The sequence below is a fragment of the Salinicoccus kekensis genome (genome assembly GCF_900220995.1).
GTDB lineage: Bacteria > Bacillota > Bacilli > Staphylococcales > Salinicoccaceae > Lacicoccus > Lacicoccus kekensis.
The window spans coordinates 57,315-74,468 of record NZ_OBQF01000003.1 but is presented as its reverse complement, the minus strand read 5'-3'; the positions used below and the strand labels follow the sequence as shown (position 1 = coordinate 74,468).

The 17,154-nt window shown below is 49.8% G+C and carries 18 protein-coding genes; 9 read left to right on the top strand and 9 right to left on the bottom strand.

The genetic code is table 11. The features are described 5' to 3' along the window. Nucleotides 1-3: 3 nt before the first annotated feature. The 3 genes from CRN96_RS06890 to fni are packed head-to-tail and all read right to left on the bottom strand — an operon-like array spanning nucleotide 4 to nucleotide 3,462. Nucleotides 4-885, bottom strand: a complete 882-nt coding sequence (locus CRN96_RS06890) for a phytoene/squalene synthase family protein (protein ID WP_097040512.1) — start codon at nucleotides 883-885, stop codon at nucleotides 4-6. 4 nt (nucleotides 886-889) lie between these two features. Further along, nucleotides 890-2,398: a phytoene desaturase family protein gene (locus CRN96_RS06885; protein ID WP_097040509.1), complete on the bottom strand. Its 1,509-nt coding sequence runs from the start codon at nucleotides 2,396-2,398 to the stop codon at nucleotides 890-892. Further along, nucleotides 2,398-3,462, bottom strand: coding sequence for a type 2 isopentenyl-diphosphate Delta-isomerase (gene fni / locus CRN96_RS06880; RefSeq protein ID WP_097040508.1), 1,065 nt, complete (start codon nucleotides 3,460-3,462; stop codon nucleotides 2,398-2,400). The genes CRN96_RS06885 and fni overlap by 1 nt, the downstream gene beginning before the upstream one ends. A gap of 192 nt (nucleotides 3,463-3,654) precedes the next feature. On the opposite strand from fni, the gene CRN96_RS06875 reads away from it, so the two are divergent. Further along, nucleotides 3,655-4,107, top strand: a complete 453-nt coding sequence (locus tag CRN96_RS06875; protein ID WP_097041027.1) for a MarR family winged helix-turn-helix transcriptional regulator — start codon at nucleotides 3,655-3,657, stop codon at nucleotides 4,105-4,107. 57 nt (nucleotides 4,108-4,164) lie between these two features. Here CRN96_RS06875 and CRN96_RS06870 read toward each other — a convergent pair whose 3' ends face one another. Then, nucleotides 4,165-4,656 carry a dihydrofolate reductase gene (locus CRN96_RS06870; RefSeq protein WP_097040506.1) on the bottom strand — a complete coding sequence of 164 codons (492 nt, stop codon included), beginning with the start codon at nucleotides 4,654-4,656 and terminating at the stop codon, nucleotides 4,165-4,167. Between the two features lie 132 nt (nucleotides 4,657-4,788). Then, on the bottom strand, nucleotides 4,789-5,208 hold the full coding sequence (locus tag CRN96_RS06865; RefSeq protein ID WP_097040503.1) for a pyridoxamine 5'-phosphate oxidase family protein: 420 nt from the start codon (nucleotides 5,206-5,208) through the stop codon (nucleotides 4,789-4,791). 606 nt (nucleotides 5,209-5,814) lie between these two features. Between CRN96_RS06865 and CRN96_RS13495 the strand changes: the two genes are divergently transcribed. The 3 genes from CRN96_RS13495 to CRN96_RS06850 all read left to right on the top strand — a co-directional run bounded on the left by CRN96_RS13495 (nucleotide 5,815) and on the right by CRN96_RS06850 (nucleotide 7,817). Then, entirely contained in the window at nucleotides 5,815-6,210 is a 396-nt protein-coding gene (locus CRN96_RS13495) for a DUF3021 family protein (protein WP_097040501.1), read from the top strand. A 35-nt stretch (nucleotides 6,211-6,245) separates the two neighbouring features. Further along, nucleotides 6,246-6,938, top strand: coding sequence for a phosphatase PAP2 family protein (locus CRN96_RS06855; RefSeq protein ID WP_097040500.1), 693 nt, complete (start codon nucleotides 6,246-6,248; stop codon nucleotides 6,936-6,938). 93 nt (nucleotides 6,939-7,031) lie between these two features. After that, on the top strand, nucleotides 7,032-7,817 hold the full coding sequence (locus tag CRN96_RS06850) for an SDR family NAD(P)-dependent oxidoreductase (RefSeq protein WP_097040497.1): 786 nt from the start codon (nucleotides 7,032-7,034) through the stop codon (nucleotides 7,815-7,817). A gap of 68 nt (nucleotides 7,818-7,885) precedes the next feature. On the opposite strand, the gene CRN96_RS06845 is transcribed toward CRN96_RS06850, so the two are convergent. The 3 genes from CRN96_RS06845 to CRN96_RS06835 form a co-directional block, all read right to left on the bottom strand. Beyond that, the gene (locus CRN96_RS06845; protein WP_097040495.1) at nucleotides 7,886-9,037 is read right to left on the bottom strand and encodes an NADH-dependent flavin oxidoreductase; all 1,152 of its coding nucleotides are present in this window, start codon (nucleotides 9,035-9,037) and stop codon (nucleotides 7,886-7,888) included. A gap of 35 nt (nucleotides 9,038-9,072) precedes the next feature. Further along, a complete protein-coding gene (locus CRN96_RS06840) occupies nucleotides 9,073-9,822 on the bottom strand; it encodes an IclR family transcriptional regulator (RefSeq protein WP_097040493.1) in 750 nt (249 codons plus the stop codon). A 145-nt stretch (nucleotides 9,823-9,967) separates the two neighbouring features. Further along, the gene (locus tag CRN96_RS06835) at nucleotides 9,968-10,702 is read right to left on the bottom strand and encodes a glucose 1-dehydrogenase (protein WP_097040491.1); all 735 of its coding nucleotides are present in this window, start codon (nucleotides 10,700-10,702) and stop codon (nucleotides 9,968-9,970) included. 120 nt (nucleotides 10,703-10,822) lie between these two features. Between CRN96_RS06835 and CRN96_RS06830 the strand changes: the two genes are divergently transcribed. After that, nucleotides 10,823-11,449, top strand: a complete 627-nt coding sequence (locus CRN96_RS06830; RefSeq protein ID WP_097040489.1) for a TetR/AcrR family transcriptional regulator — start codon at nucleotides 10,823-10,825, stop codon at nucleotides 11,447-11,449. A gap of 91 nt (nucleotides 11,450-11,540) precedes the next feature. Here CRN96_RS06830 and CRN96_RS06825 read toward each other — a convergent pair whose 3' ends face one another. After that, nucleotides 11,541-12,707 carry a DUF1722 domain-containing protein gene (locus tag CRN96_RS06825; RefSeq protein ID WP_097040487.1) on the bottom strand — a complete coding sequence of 389 codons (1,167 nt, stop codon included), beginning with the start codon at nucleotides 12,705-12,707 and terminating at the stop codon, nucleotides 11,541-11,543. A gap of 183 nt (nucleotides 12,708-12,890) precedes the next feature. Here CRN96_RS06825 and CRN96_RS06820 point away from each other — a divergent pair, with 183 nt between their 5' ends. The 4 genes from CRN96_RS06820 (at nucleotide 12,891) to CRN96_RS06805 (ending at nucleotide 17,124) form a co-directional block, all read left to right on the top strand. Continuing rightward, nucleotides 12,891-13,121 (top strand): hypothetical protein, encoded by a 231-nt coding sequence (locus CRN96_RS06820; RefSeq protein ID WP_097040485.1) that lies wholly within the window; start codon nucleotides 12,891-12,893, stop codon nucleotides 13,119-13,121. Between the two features lie 2 nt (nucleotides 13,122-13,123). Next, entirely contained in the window at nucleotides 13,124-14,635 is a 1,512-nt protein-coding gene (locus CRN96_RS06815; protein WP_245844576.1) for a sodium:solute symporter family protein, read from the top strand. 165 nt (nucleotides 14,636-14,800) lie between these two features. Then, a complete protein-coding gene (locus tag CRN96_RS06810; protein WP_097040483.1) occupies nucleotides 14,801-15,802 on the top strand; it encodes an MsnO8 family LLM class oxidoreductase in 1,002 nt (333 codons plus the stop codon). Continuing rightward, nucleotides 15,799-17,124 carry an LLM class flavin-dependent oxidoreductase gene (locus tag CRN96_RS06805; RefSeq protein ID WP_097040481.1) on the top strand — a complete coding sequence of 442 codons (1,326 nt, stop codon included), beginning with the start codon at nucleotides 15,799-15,801 and terminating at the stop codon, nucleotides 17,122-17,124. Before CRN96_RS06810 ends, CRN96_RS06805 begins: the two co-directional genes overlap by 4 nt. The last annotated feature ends 30 nt before the right edge of the window (nucleotides 17,125-17,154 follow it).

Below are 17,154 nucleotides of genomic sequence, written 5' to 3'. Positions count from 1 at the left end.
CCATCAACGTTCAAGACTTTTCAAGTTCTCGTTCACTTGGTTTTTTATTTCCATTTTGCGCTTCATGGACACGAAGTTGCGCCTTTTGAAGCAATCATGACCATTGTTCCTCACTTCTGCCAGAATTTCACGGTAGACGGACAGTGAAAGCAGGAGGGGAACGCGTGCCTCTTTTTTATAATGGACGATTTCATCACGGAAACTGTCATAAAGCACCTCGGCCTCATCGGCAAGATGCTCCCAGACACTGATGAAAGCAGCATTCATTTCCCCATTTTTCAGCGCTTCATGTGAATATCCATATTGATCAAGCACCGACTTCGGAATGTAGACCCTCCCGTGTATATCGATGTCTTCACCGACGTCCCTCAGAATATTGGTGAGCTGCATCGCCACTCCGAGATTTTCAGCATTCAGCTGCCTCTCCTGTGAAGTATCATCGGAAAGGATGGGCAGGAGCAGCCTTCCGACGGAGCCGGCCACTTTCCGGCTGTATTCAAACAGCTCATCCAGATCCTCAGGCTGTTCGAAATGGACATCCGATGCCTGGCCCTCGATCTGGACATACAGCATCTCAAGATCCAGGTCATACCGGACCCTGACATCATCCAGCGCCCGCCACATCGGGGCATCCGGTACATCGCCGATGCAGAATCCGTTGAGCTCCCCCCTCAGCGCCTCAAGATTGGCGATCGCTTCTTCTTCACTGTCGGCTTCATCGATTGCATCATCCGCCATCCTGCAGAAGGCATAGACCGCATAGACTGCCCTCGCATCATCTTCAGGCAATGTTGAAAAAGCATAATAAAAGCTCTTGGAGTACTTTTTTATGACAGACTGACAAAACTTGTAATCATTGATCAGTGTGGGTTCTGGATTATTCATATTTTCAGCTCCTATATTCAGCTTCGTCTTTCAACAATTCGCCGACTGCGATCTTCGAGGACAGTAATACGATGGGTACCCCGGCACCCGGGTGGGTGCTGCTGCCTGTAAAGTAGAGGTTATCGCAGTGTGTCGCCTTGCTCTGCGGTCTCAGATGCACACTTTGGGTCAACGTCGGTCTGAGCCCGAAAGTCGCCCCGTTATAAGCATTGAACCGTTTCTCGAAATCAAGCGGTGTCGTCATCGTCTCGGTGACGATCTCTTCTTCAATATTGGCGAGGCCCGGCAGATGCTTCAACTTATCGATCATCTTCTTCCGGTACATCGCTGCGATCTCATCGGTCCACTCATACTTCATCGTCTTCAAATCCGAAATGGGCATGAGCACGTAGATGCCGTCTTTTCCTTCAGGTGCCATGGAAGGATCCTTTTTGGAAGCCATGTACATGTACATGGATGGGTCCTCTATGACTTCGCCATTGAAGATCTGTTCGATGTTCGTATCCAGATCTTCAGAGAAGACGAAATTGTGGATATTGTCGAGTTCCGGATATTTCTTATCCATGCCGAGGTACAATACAAAACATGAACACGAGTAATCCATTGCATCAATCTTTTTATTCGTGTACTTGCCTTTGTAGTCCGGTTCCTTGATCAGATTTTTCATCGCATAAGGGAAGTCCGCATTGCACATCACAAGGTCTGAATGCCTCAAACCGTCCTTGAGGAGGACACCTGTGGCTTTGCCATCCTCTATGACGATCTGCTCGACCTCGGACCCGTATTCGATTTTGCCGCCGAGCTCGAGGAACAGCCGCTCCATGGCTGAAGCCATGGTGTGCATCCCGCCTTTGATGAACCAGATTCCGTACAGGAACTCGATCATCGGGATGATGGTGTACAGGGACGGTCCTTTAGCCGGGGAGATGCCGATATAGAGTGTCTGGAAGCTGATCATCTGACGCATCCGCTTATCTTTAATATATTTTTTAAGCAGATTTTCAGCATTATTCAATGTCTTGAGCTTCAAGCCCTGCCTGATGACGGAAGGATTGTAGAAATCCTTCGAATCCCGGAAAGGACGCTGCAGGAAATGGTCCTTGGCGATGTTGAAGCGGTGGTATAAATCACTGATATACTTCAGGAAGCCTTCCGCATCCTCACTGCTGATCGACTCGAACATCTCGATGTTTTTGACGAGGTCATTGGAAACTTCATAATGCACTTTGCCTTCATCAAAATAACTGCTGTACATCGGATCGAGGCGCTCCATCGGTATGTAGTCATCCGGATCCCTTCCCGCTTCTTCAAAGACTTCCCTGTAAAGTTCCGGCATCATGACGATCGTCGGACCGAGATCGAACTGGTAACCGTCCATATCAATCCTGTTCATCTTGCCGCCGGGCAATTCATCTTTTTCTATAATTGTGACATCATACCCTTTATTCTGCAGACGTATGGCGCTTGCCAGGCCCGCAACACCCGCACCGATCACTGTGACTGTCTTTTTCATCAAATCTCCCTCTCATTCAAAACAAGCTGCCGCTGCGTCATCCATGATAACAGTTCCGGACCGAGGACAAGCGGGCTTTCCCTCACGTCCCCGACCGTCCGTGCATTGATCATCACAGCAATTCTTTTCATCTGATCATGGAAATCCTTTACATGATCAATTGTTTCTTCGATGCCTTCCTCTTCCACAGATTTCAAGAGTATCCGTGACATGCCCACGGACCGGGCACCGAGCGCGAGGCACTTCATTGCGTCCAGAGGTGTGATGATGCCGCCGCTCGCCATCACTGACATGTCCGACTGTAAGCTCTGGGATTCAAGCAGGGTGCGCACTGTGGAAATTCCCCAGTCACCGAGGTAAGCCATGTCCCGGCTTTTCCTCCGGGCATTTTCAATCCTTGCGAAGTTCGTGCCGCCTTTGCCGCTGATATCGACATGCCGTACACCAAGATCCTTCAGCGTCTGAAGACTTGCCCGGCTCATGCCGAAGCCGACTTCTTTGACGATGACCGGTACATCCACGTGTTTAAGGATGCGTTCTATATTCTGCCGCCAGCTTTTGAAATCCCGGTCCCCCTCCGGCATGATCAATTCCTGTGGGGCGTTGACGTGGATCTGCAACGCATCGGCCCGGATCATTTCAACCGCCTGCTGCGCGCCTTCCAAAGAAACATCCGCACCGACGTTCGCAAATATGAGCCCGTCGGGATTCGCTTCCCTGACCACCCGGTACGACCCGGCGAGTTCTGCGTGTTTGATTGCCGCATGCATGGAGCCCACTGCCATTGGAATACCTGCAGCTGCAGCGACGGCAGCAAGCTTTGCATTGATCGACTTCGTCCACTCACTGCCTCCCGTCATCGCATTGATATACAGGGGGATCGGAATATCGAAGCCTGCCATCGTGGTGGAAAGATCGACCTCATCCACGTTCAGATCGGGGAGGGAGTGATGTAAAAGAGTGATCATGTCGAAATCCGATACGGTATCGGAGGATTTCTGATGCATTGCATGTTTCACATGTTCATTTTTCCTTTGACTGCGCTGATGGATTTCTTTATTCATAAGGGAACTCCTCCACTGCAAAATTTATCGGGCATGCCGGTATCATAAACTAGTACTCTGCTGGATAATGAATTAAAATAGATGTATATAAGATATACCTTATATTACCAACAGATCTTTATTGATTTTAATTATAGAGACCTTTACCCCAAAGTCAATCGTGCAAGACTTAATTAGGAGGATTTAGTGATGATACCAGCTGAAAGTATTAAAATTGCAGATCAGCTTTGCTTCTCAGCATATAATCTCAGTCGCCTGTTTGCCAAATTTTATGAAAGTGCGCTGTCCAAATATAACCTCACATTCACCCAGTATCTGGTACTGTCCATTCTATGGGAGAGCGAAGAGACTGAAACACTCCATTCCATCGGAGAAAAGTTGAGTTTGGGCAGCAATACACTCACGCCCCTGCTCAGACGCCTTGAAGACACCGGCTGGGTGAGGCGGGAGAGGCTCGAATCCGACAGAAGGCAGCTGGCCGTCCACCTTACGGACAAGGCGGAGAAGGAGCGTCGTGCGGTATCGGAAGCGATTGCCGACTGCGTTGCCGACGACGTGGATCTGGAAGATTACAAAGCCGTCAAACATGTCCTCGAGATGCTCGAGATTTCCCTTGAGGATATGATCACGAAAAGCCGGCAGTGATATATCACGGCACCATCCAAAAAATCCGCACACCAAAAACGGTGTGCGGATTTTCGTTTACTTCCTTTTCCACAGCTCATACGTATGTGGATAACGGTTCTTCTCGTCGACCGGGCCCTCTTCGGATTTGACCACTTCAAAAGGCTCGTAATCAAAATCCTTCGGGAAATACGTGTCACCTTCGAAAGTATCATGGATCACGGTCCTGTAAAGCTCATCCACTTCGTCTTCAAACATTCTGAATAAAGACTCGCCGCCGATGATATACAGTCCCTTATCATTCTTCTTTTCCAGCTCCAGTATCTCTTCTTTCGAATGCACAACAACCGCACCCGGCGCCTCATAATCCTTCTGAGTCGTGAGGACGATGTTCTCACGTCCCGGCAAAGGCCGTCTCGGGATCGTCTCATACGTCTTCCTGCCCGTCACGATATCCCCCTGCATCGTCACCTTCTTGAAGAAGGCCACATCCGCCGGAAGCCGCCATGGCAGTTCATCACCTTTACCGATCAGTTTATTTTCATCTTCAGCCCAGACAAAAGCAAGCATCTAAATCTCTCCTTATCTCTAAAAGATGTTTATAGTCCCCTTTACCCGAAATTCTGCCGGTTAATTTAAATCCCGGCAGATTATGTACGATAAAAAGAAAGCGGGGGCGAACCCCGCCTTCAAAAACTTCTTTTAAAGAGAAAGCTGTACATCCTGGAACTCATCATCGTTCATGATCTTGATGGCGCTCGGGTTGATCTTCAGGGCCACCAGATGAGGGTTCTCCTGATTGTCGAAGAAATCTTTGTCCTCGTCCTCCCACAGCCAGTCGATCGTCTCCTGATCCCTGATGACCTCGATCTCGCCGTAATACTCCACGAACGCATGATTCTTTTCATCATGGAAACCGAGCAGTACGAAGCCTTGCGGATTTTCCTCTATCTCCTCGAATTTCGGTGATTCATCATTCGTCTTGGCGTACAATGTGATGCCGTCATTATAGAACCACATGTAACGCGCATTCGGAACATTGTCCTTTGCGGTCGATAATATGCCGATTTTTGAGTCATTCAATATTTCAGTGATGCGTTCTATCGCTTTTTCCTGTTCCATATATTTCACCTCTTGAGTTGATGTATTCATCTTATGTATACCACCCCCGGCGGGGCATCAATCATTTTAAAGTGGAATAAAGACCAGTGGGGCGGTGGGGGCTGCAGGGCTGGGCAGATGGACATCGGAGGCTGCGGACAGCAAGGCTGCTTCGCAACGTTGGCCCTTGAAGCGGAGAGAGTTGCGAAACCACGGCCTCGATCCGCAACGTTGAGCCCGAAGCCCGCAGAAGGTTGCGAAACCACGGCCTCCATCCGCAACGTTGACCCCGAAACCCGCATAGAGTTGCGAAACCACGGCCTCAATCCGCAACGTTGGCCCTAAAACCGACAAGAGGTTGCGAAACCACGGCCTCGATCCGCAACGTTGGCTCCGAAACCCGCAGAAGGTTGCGAAATCACCGCCTTAATCCGCAACGTTGGCTCCGAAACCCGCAGAAGGTTGCGTATCACAGCGCCCAAAATTCCCCGCATCATCAATCATAAGGGTCACCATCTGTGAGAATAAGTATTTATTTGAAAAAATTTGCTAAAAATAGGGTGCTTTTTCTTGACTTTTAAAGGTATAATGTAATAAAGATTCTAAATTCTTTAATTATTCAAAAAGGTGGTAGTTCATATTAATCTCTTTGTTCGCGGATTCTTCAGGGGAGCGGCACTTTTATCGATTTTTGTCCTGTTTTCGATATGGAGTCTTTTCATCGGCCCGGCTGATAGTGTGAGGATCTTCCTCTATTATGGGTTCATCGCTTTTTTTCTGGGATGCGGAAGTGCAATCTATCACATTTGCCGTTGGAGCCTTATAAAACGCGTCTTTGTCCATTACATAGCAACTCTGGTCACCGTATACCCGCTGCTGTTGATTATCACCTATGATCCCGTCATGTTCACCACCGATTTTGCCAACTCTTTCATCATATTCAATATAATCCAGGTGCTTGCCCCGTCCATCACCCATTCGCTTTCTGAAATCCTTACAATTTCCGGCAGTAAATATGTATAATATCTTATATGTAATTTGGTAAAAGGAGCAGGGCGATGATCAGAAATTTCATCATTACAGGAATCATTTTCTTACTGCTGTATGTCATCATCACCATCGGTGTCCTTACAGACCATGGATGGGTGCAGCATTTCGATTATACCCTCACGGCTTTGATCCAGGGACGGATGACTGAAGGGGGCGCCGGTTTTGTATCAGTTGCGACGGACATTGCGGGTTTTCCCGCCATGCTCATATTGACTGTGGCCGTCGTGTTGATACTGATGATCAAAAGGATGTATATCGCGGGACTGTGGTTCGGACTCACCGTCTATATATGCGCATCCTTCTTCATGGATACTATGAAAGCACTGATCGGCCGTGAACGCCCCGACCTGCTGGTCATCACGATGGAAACTTCACTGAGCTATCCGAGCGGCCATTCGATTGCTGCGGTGATCTTCTACGGCTTTCTTGGGGTCATACTGATCCTTGCAGTGAAAGCACCGTGGAAGAAAATCCTCATCGGCGCAGCGGCTCTCGCAATCGTCTTTTTCGTATTGGCATCAAGGGTGTACCTCGGCGTCCACTATCCGTCAGACACCATCGGGGGATTCACCTTCGGCATGGCGGGCATCTTCATTTCAATCAGCCTGTATCATATGGCGCTGCCCCGCCTTAAAAGATGGACGGAGAGTAAAAACTGGCGTGACCGGAGCCCGGATCTTCTGCATGAAAAACCACTTTGAAAATAAACCACAACCATCCGCGAGGAAAGATGTGGTTTATTCCGGTTTCCTTCAAGTATAATTGACAGGAGAATAATTTTAGGAGATGAAATGATGAGATTGAAAGACAAAGTTGCGATCGTCACCGGCGGCAGCCAGGGGATCGGCAGGGGAATCGTCAAAGTGTTTGCTGAAGAAGGTGCGAAAGTGGTCATTGCAGACATCAACAGCGAAACCGGCGAGCTGGCGGAGACGGAGTTCAAAAATGAAAATCTGCAGGTCGTCTTTCACAGGGCGGATGTCGGCGATGAGGATGACGTTAAGGATCTGATAAGATTCACTGCCGGGAAGTTCGGCGGGGTGGACATCCTCGTCAATAATGCTGCAGTCAATTACCGTAAATCAGTGCTCGAAACGTCACTGGAGGAGTGGAACAGTCTGATGAACGTGAATCTGACGGGTGCCTTCCTCGGCAGCAAATACGCAATCCCCGAAATGCAGAAGCGGGGCGGGGGATCGATCATCAACATCGTCTCCTGGCACGCAGAAACGACGATCACGAGACTTGCAGCGTATGCGACGGCGAAAGGCGGCCTGACTGCCCTGACGCGCCAGATGGCCCTCGATTACGGTAAAGATCAGATCCGGGTGAATGCCGTGGGGCCGAGCACGGTCGAGACGCCGATGCTTCAAAAGACATTCGACAACCTGGAAGATCCGGAGAAGGCGCTGGAGGAATCGCTCGCATTCAATCCGATGGGCCGCTTCGGCACGGTCGAGGATATCGCAAAAACATGCCTCTTCCTCGCTTCGGATGAGTCGTCATACATCAGCGGCCAGACAATCATGGTCGATGGCGGCCAGATCAACAAAGTATCGCGCCCACTCAGCTTTGATTGATGTCCCATAAAATAAAAGCCCCCGTGTTCAAAGTGATTCTGAACACGGGGGCTTCCGTTTAATGTTTTTTATTTTATGCTGTCCGCCGTCCGCTTGACAGGGAACCAGCCTTCCACTTCCATGATATGTTTCCATAACGGTGCCGGGATGACCGCTTTCGTACGGTCGTTTTCCGTCAAGTGATCTATAATCGTTTCTTCTTTGCCGTCACGGATCTTATCAACCCATTTCGGATCGACCACCAGTGCACGTCCCACCGCTGCAAAATCCATGCCGCCTTTTTCCAGCACAGCCGATGCATCGCGAGCAGTGAGGATGCTCCCCACGCCGATCACAGGCAGGCGTCCGTCCACATGTTCAGCGATCAATTCCGTACGTGACTTTTCGCTGTCCACACCACGCCTTGCCGGGGACCATGCATCAGTCGCCGCCATATGCAGGTAATCCAAAGATCCGGTTTCAATCAGGGCATCCAGAAATTCAAATGTCTCCTTCATCGTGATGCCCGGTGTCTCTGGCTCTTCAGGGGAAAAGCGGTAACCCACCATGAATGGTTTCACTGCATGTTCCGCAACAACCTTTTTGACCGTTTCAATCAATTTCAGTGCAAACAGATGTCTGTCCTGGAATTCATCCGTCCGTAAATTGGAGTGGGGCGAGACGAACTGCTGCAGCAGGTAACCTGTCGCACCGTGCAGTTCCACACCGTCAAAGCCCGCTTCGATCGATCTCCGTGTGGCCTCGGCGAAATCCTCTATGATGCCGTACACCTCTTCGGTTTCAAGTGCACGCGGCGTCTGATCGATGCTGTAGAAACCGCGGTCTGACAGAGGGACGACGGCGCTCGCGCTGACGGTCTCCCCGCCCGGAGTGAGATGCGGTACCGCAAGGCGTCCGCCGTGGTACAGCTGGACGATACCTTTTGCGCCGCCTTCATGTATCACGTCGGAAAGCTCCCTCAGACGGCCGATCGTCTCATCGCCCGCAATGCTCATCTGGCCTTCGAAGCCCTTGCCGTTGTCCGACACATAAGCGCATGCGGTGATGATGGTGCCGACGCCGTTCGCCCGCTCCTTATAATAGGCGAGTTCTTCATCCGATACGAAATCATTCTCATCCGCTGAAAATGTCGTCATCGGCGGCATCATTAAACGGTTCCTCACATGCACACCGCTTTTGAATGTAAAATCCTGAAATAAATTCTTGTATTCTCTACTCATTTTATATAATTCCTCTTTCATGATTGCTCATTATTTTATTTATCCAAAGCTTCGATTTCCCCGGTGACCGCTTTGCTGCCCTGATGTAATTTTGAAACGATTTCCCTCATGTTGCTTTTCGTGATGTCTTCCGGCGGGGCGGCCACGGCGAGCGCGGCAATCACTTCCCCGTTACGGTAGACCGGCACCGCAATGCACCGGACACCTATGGCAAGCTCCTCATCATCGAATGCATATCCATCCTCCCGGATCACTTTTAAATGATAGGAAAACAGCTGGGAATCCTGGAATGTGTTTTCAGTCTTCGGTTCAAGCTGCATCTTCTTCATCAGAGCCACTCTCTTAACCTCTTCGTAGTGGGCAAGTATGACCTTGCCTAGCGCCGTCTGATGGAGCCCGGTCCTGTTGCCGATTTCATCTTCGGCCTTCTCTGTAAAAGAGGCGTGCAGGACTTGTGACATGACGAGATCCGTGCCTTCCACTTTGCCGAGGTAAGTGCTCATCTGAAGGCTTTTTGCGATCTGATATATGGAATTCAATGATGTCCATTCCCTGATTGACTGCTTCTCGGACTTTTCCATGAAGTTATTCGGATCGAGGTAGTACTGCGTCTGGATTTTATAGATGTAACCCATGTCCTCCAGAGTCGTCAGCAGACGGAACGCAGTCGATTTGCTCAGGTTGAATGCCACCTGAACATCCCGCATGGTCGTGCCCGGTTTTTTCTTTATATGTTCCAGGACACGCAATCCTTTTTTTAATGTGGCCGAATGATTTTTCGTCATGGCTTCCACCTCGCTGTTATAGTATAGGATGCACCACCGATATCTTCAAAATGCATCCCTCTAGTTTCATTATATGAAACTTTAAACATGCCCGGCTATAAAATAAAGGCCACAGCATCAAAATGCCGTGACCTTCACTTTATATTTACATCGCCGTCATGCCGCCGTCGATGATGAATTCAGACCCTGTGGAATAACTTGCTTCATCCGAGGCGAGGAAGACGACCATGTTCGTGACTTCTTCAGCCTGGGCCATGCGCTGCATCGGAATCTGCTTCGCGAACTGCCTGATCTGCTCGACCGCATCGCCTTCAGACACCATCGGTGTTTCAATCACGCCCGGGTGGACAGAGTTGACCCTGATGCCAAGGGCACCCAGCTGGAGTGCCGCCGCTTTTGTCAGGCCCCTGACTGCAAATTTGGAATCTGTATAGCCCGGCGCACCGCCGACGATTCCGTTCATCGATGAGATGTTCACGATCGATCCGCCTTCGGCTTTCTGCATTGAAGGCAGTACAGCCTTGATGCCGAGGAATACGGAGACCTGGTTGATATCGATGATCTTTCTGTATTCTTCTTCCGTCATGTCAAAAATCGTTTTGCTCATGCTGATGCCGGCATTGTTGACCAGCACATTGACAGGGCCGAATGTGGATTCTGCAGTTTCAACGACCTGCTCCCAGCCGGACTGCTCAGTGACATCATGCTTGATGAAAACAGCATTCTCCCCGAGTTCTTCAGCAAGCTTTTGTCCCGCTTCCTCATTGATGTCCGTGAACACGACTTTCGCGCCTTCCTCTACAAAACGGCGGACATGCGCTTCCCCCATACCTCTTGCTCCACCTGTAACGATGGCCACTTTTTCTGATAATCTTGTCATGAATAAACCTCCCCGTAAAAATGATAGTCTAACTATCATCTTTATTATACCGTCCGAAAGAAAGATGCGCCATCATTTGACCCATGCATTATAATATATTTATGAATCGGAGGTGGCATTATGACAAAGCAGCAGAATAACAGGGAAAAAAAGAACCGTGCCATCATTGAAGCGGCGCTTGAACTCTTCACCCGGAACAGCTGGGACAGTGTCCAGATGCAGGATATCGCCGATGATGCCGGCATCGGGATCGCCACACTTTTCCGGTACTTTCCAAAGAAACATCTGATCATCGTGGCTGTGGCCGTTGAAATACTCACCGGTGAACTTGATTTCTTCCGTGATTTACATCGGCGCACTTTGCCCGGGATTGAAAAGATCGGAATGGTTTTCGATCATATGAACAAGTTCGGGGATGAAGTTTCCCTTAATCAGGCGAAGTTCATCGATATATTCGATGCGAACATCGGGGAAATTTCAGATTATGAGGTGACAGCCGCTGAATACTTCAAAATACGGAATGAAATCTCCGATATCGTCAGTGTACTGGTGACAGAAGGGCAGGCCGACGGTTCCCTGCCGGGAGGAAAATCCGTCACCCATGAAATCATGACGATGATCAACAACTACGGCTTATTTGCCAGGAAGCTTGCCTTGATGAAAAGCGTCCTCGAACTGGAGACCAATCCCGATGGGGATGCACAGCTTAAAATTCTCCGCGGTATATATATGGAGCGCCTGCGTTGAACACAGGTCATGGGCTTTCCTGATGCAAAAAGAAGTCCGGTCATGATGACCGGACTTCTTTCATATTTTATCAGACAGCTTCCGGCATGTCCTATGACCGTCCTCTTGTCTTCACCATGGTCGTGCGGAGTATATAAGGTTCTTTGTACTTTATAGCAAGGTCATGGATGAAGGTGTTGACCGCTTCGGGGTCCGGATGTTCCGAAAGTCTTGTGTAATGCGCCTTCTCGCTTTCATCCGCTTCGTCCTTGAAATGCCCCCACACGTGCTGCAGGTAGTTACGCAGGTGTTTCTCTTCATATTTTAAGGCATAGGCTTCATCAAGCAGCTCCCTGAAACGTGTGGCGGACATGTCTGTGCCTTTTTTGACCAGCTCACGGATTTCATCATAAATCCGCTGGCTTTTCGAAAGGACGAAATATTTCTCTTCCGCCCATACTTCCTCGAGCATCCTGAGGTCCTTCCCGTCCAGCAGTTTCTCCTCCATCCGGCGCAGGAAGGAGCGTTTATAGACGTAGTGGCGGAGCAGCGGCAGGTTCCCATTCGGAGGCATCCCTGGAGGTGCGTTCAGGACATCGAAATACTTCACTTCCTTCCCGGTCGAATGGGGATTGATGAGTATCGAACCGAGGTGGACCGCCGGCCCCGGATGGTAATCGATCAGATGCTCATCTTTTTCTGCATATATCTCAATCCGGTCATTTCCCGGGTGATAATCCAGCTTCATCTTATAGTGTTCCCCGCCGTAACTGTGCGCGGTGTAATACAGGTGATCCATATCCGTGCTTTTTGGCATCCATTTGAGGATCTTGCCGAGATCCCTGTATAGTCCCCCGGCCCTGAATATATCCATGAAACGGCCTGCGCTTTTATCCTCCAGATAAAAATGGATCCTGTAGAGCACATCCAGAGTCTCTGCAGCCGAATCGAACGGAAAGTAGGGGAAGTTGATGCCGATGATGTCGATCGGCCGGAGGGGATGGTTGAACCTCACCGAACACCCCTTTATATTGACCAGCCAGTCCGGCACTTTGTCGTTGGTCGCGGCGTTCGACAACCTCACGACCGCATTTTCCACCTCCCCGAAGATGTCTTTCCCAGCCTCATTCAGTTCCACGCGTGCTTTATGGTGCTCACCCTTGCCATGTGCTCTCCTCGATCCGGCATCATGCACATCAAATTTTTCAATGAGTTCAATGATGATATCCGCAGCAGTTTTCATGAACATCTTTCCTTTCATTGCGTTTACCTTATACATTCCCCCGAAATTCGGGAAGTAACCTGAATGGATGAAGGCTTCTCATGCATTTGAAAACGCATTCATTAATTTAAAATTCAGAAAGTATAGAAATTTCTGTTTGGAAATGTTAATGTATTCGGTAATTATGCTCACTGCCGGGCTTCAAGGCAGTCGGGAAATTTGAAATCAGGAGGAGAAGGAATGAAGGAACCCATCAAAAATAAGAAAATCTGGCTCGGCTTTCTGGTCATCTTCATCATGCTGAACCCATGGTACTTCCCGTCCGGGGGAGAGCCTGTGCTCATCTATGGCGTACCGCTCTGGGCAATCGTCATCATCATCATGAGCATCGTCTTATCGCTTTACATCACATACGTCATCCATTATCACTGGGATACTCTGGATGAGGAAGAAAACGGGGAGGAGAAGTAATCATGGAAATGGATTTGGCTTTTTCAGGAATGTCCGGCATCCTGATCATGCTGTTCTACGGACTGATCATGCTCGGCATCGGCGTCATTACATATTTGAGGAATAAAAACGTCCACAGCAGCATGGACGAATATTATCTGGGCGGACGCGGCCTGGGGACGATGGTGCTGTTCTTCACCTTCTTTGCCACCCAGTACAGCGGGAATACGGTGGTCGGTTATTCAGCGGAGGCGTACCGTGTCGGCTATGCGAACCTTGTGACCATACCGTTTTTCATCATGATCATCCTTGTCTATTTGAGCTTTGCACCGAGAATGTACAAACTCGGTAAAAAACATAATATAATCACGCCGGTAGACTGGCTGGAGATGAAATTCAAATCAAAGGCGGTTTCAATCCTTGCTGCAATCATCATGCTGTATGCACTGGCGAACTTCCTTCTCGAACAGTTCGTTGCAATCGGGCAGGGTGTCTCAGGACTTACAGGCGGCACTGTGCCTTATCAGGCCGGGGTGATATTCTTCATACTGATCATGATCGCCTACGGCTGGCTCGGCGGTATGCGTTCAGTCGCCTATACGGATACGATGCAGGGGGTCGCCCTTCTTGTGGGGGTCTTCATGCTGCTGATCGGGACCATCGTCTACTTCGGTGGAGTGCCCGCTGCCGGCGAGTATATGCGCACCTACTCCCCTGAAAATCTTGGAGTGCCGGAAGGCGGCGGCCTTGTCAGGTGGAGCAACTTCCTGATCCTTGTCGGAATCGGGGCGGCGGTCTACCCGAATGCCATACAGCGGATATTCTCCGCTAAGAACGAGCGTGCCTTGAAACGCTCGTTCACACAGATGGCATGGATGCCCTTTTTGACTGCAGGTGTCGTCTTCTTCATCGGCATCATGGCCTACACCGCCTATCCGGATCTTTCAGTCGAACAGTCGGAACAGCTTGTCGGCATCATGGCCAGTACAATCGCCAACCAGAACATCATCTTCTATATCGCGATGGTGCTTCTGTTCGGGGGCATCATTGCAGCAATCGTATCCACGGCGGATTCGGTGCTGCTGACATTCTCATCCATCATATCAAAGGACATTTACGGCAGATACATCAATCCGGAAGCATCCGATACGAAGAAGATACACATCGGTAAAATCATCGGTGTCATCGTCGTTGCGTTCCTGCTGCTCGTCGCATGGAACCCGCCCGGCACCCTGTATCAGATCTTCGTCCTTAAACTCGAAATATTGATCCAGGTCGCACCTGCAATCATCCTTGGACTGTATTGGGAACGCAGCCATGCGAAGTCCGTCTTCACTGGCATGCTGGTCGGTGCACTGGTTGCGGCAGCTTTCACCTTCCTCGGGCTCACCCCGCTTGGCATATTCAGCGGCATATGGGGTCTGATGATCAACGTTGCAATCTATGTCGGCGGCAGCTTCATATTCGGCAGAGTGCCGGCCGAAAAAACCGAAACATCTACAGTGGAAGGGAGCCCGGAATATACAAGAACATGACCAACAGCCATCATTTCCTGATCATCGGGATATGATGGCTTTTTTATTATCTCCATGCGGCAATTTTTCCGACTTTTCAATAAAAACCTTGATTCTTATTCATATCATGTTAGTATGGATTTAAATCATACTTGATGAGTATGTTATTAAGTGAGGGTGATTCATATGGAATTCAGTATATTAAACCAAAGTCCGATCCTTAAAGGACACACGGTCGGGGAGTCACTGCAGAATACGATCGAGCTTGCAGTCCTTGCAGAAAACCTGGGATACAAAAGGTTCTTCGTCTCGGAACACCATAACCTCGACACATTGATCGGTACGGCTCCGGAAGTGCTCGTTTCGCATCTTGCTGCACACACCCGGAAAATACATATCGGCGCAGGCGGCATCATGCTGTCCCACCATAATCCATTCCATGTCGCAGAACAGTTCCAGCTGATCAACCACCTTGCAGCGGGCAGGGTAGATCTCGGCATCGGCAAAGCGCCCGGCGGCACGCCGCTTGCCACAAAGGCGCTCCAGTGTGAACTGAAAGAGGACAGGGCCCCGTTCAATGACCGTTTCATTGAACTGAAAAAATATTTGAACAGCACACATGCCGATGCAGAAGAATTGAAGATCTCACCGGACACATCAAATCCCCCGGGGTTATTCCTTCTTGGCGGCAGTATAGAGTCGGCGCTGTTCGCAGCTGAAGAAAACGTCAATTATATGTTTGCACATTTCATCAATAACGACGTGGACCTTCTGGATGAAGCCGCCATGAACTATAAAAACAATGTCAGGCGCGGCAGGTTCATCGTTGCATTATCGGTCCTTGTGATTGAGGAGGAAGCGGACAGGCAGGCTGCCATCCGGGAAAACGAATACTATCAATTATCGTTCAAGGACGGCAGATCGCTCCGCGTCATCACAAAAGCCCAGGCGGAGAATTTTGTCAGGAATTCCGATGAAGAGATAGAAGTGACAAAGAAAAAGCCGAACATCATCATGGGCAGCGCCGGCGAGGTGCTGAAGCAGCTCTCAAAACTGAATGAAAATAATTATATCGATGAATTCATGTTCCATCTGCCGAGCACCGACGCGGACATCCGCACCCGTACAATCGAAGCTCTGGCACCTGTCAATACGATTCATAACAGAGAGAAAGCAGGGATTATATGACCAGTAAAAAAGTACAGTTCGGCGTCATGCTCCACGGGCCCGGCGGCCATATGAACGCATGGCGCAGTGCTGATGTACCGTCCGATGCCAGCACGAATTTCGAACATTACCTGAGTGTCACGAAACGAGCAGAAGATGCGGGATTCTCCTTCGTCTTCGTCGCCGACGGCCTCTACATCAATGAAAAATCCATACCTCATTTCCTGAGCCGTTTTGAGCCGCTGACGATACTCGCAGCACTCGCCCCGATGACCAGCAGGATCGGTCTGGTCGGCACGATCTCCACTTCATACAGCGAGCCTTTCACCATCGCAAGGCAGCTTGCTTCCATCGATAAGATCAGCGGGGGCCGTGCAGGGTGGAATGTCGTGACTTCCCCGCTGGAAGGCAGCGCGGATAACTTCAGCAAGGATAAACATCCCGATCACAGCCTACGGTATGACATCGCCGAGGAACACATCGAAGTCGTCCAGGGCCTGTGGGATTCATGGGAGGATGATGCCTTCGTACGTGATGCCGAAAACAACCGGTATTTCGATAAGGAGAAGATGCATGAACTGAACTATAAGGGTGAGTTCTTCCAGGTGAAGGGCCCGCTCAACATCGACCGTTCAGAGCAGGGGCAGCCGATCATTTTCCAGGCCGGCGCTTCGAAGAAAGGTTCTGCGTTTGCAGCAAAACATGCGGATGCCGTATTCACCAACGGCGGTACGCTGGAGCAGGCCAAAGAGGCATACAAAGACATGAAGCAAAAAGCAGTCGAAGCGGGCAGGGGCGCAGACGAAATCAAAGTCTTCCCGGTATTGTCGCCGATCATCGGAAAGTCCCGTGAAGAAGTCCGGGAAAGATATGAGGAGATAAAGAATCTCGTGACCGTGGAGGAGGCACTCGCTTACCTCGGCCGTTATTTCGACCATCATGACTTTACGCAGTACGATCTGGATGCCCCTTTCCCGGAACTTGGGGATGTCGGCAAAAACAGTTTCCAGTCGACCACCGACGAAATCAAAAGAAGGGCGAAGGAAGAAAACCTCACACTCCGGGAAACCGCCCTCCAGGAAACGACACGTGAGACACCGTTCATGGGGACTTATGAAGAAGTGGCGGAGACGATCATCACATGGATCGATGAGGGTGCCGCCGACGGCTTCGTGCTGACACCTCATGTGCTCGGTGAATTATACAATGATTTCCTGGATGAAGTGATACCGCACCTCGTGGAAAAAGGCTATTATGACACCTCTTACGCAAGTGATACATTGCGCGGGGAGCTCGGCCTGAAATTCAAAGAGAACAGATATGCACAGAAAACCAGGGTTTAAGGATAGAAAAAAGGATGAAGCGGCTGCTTC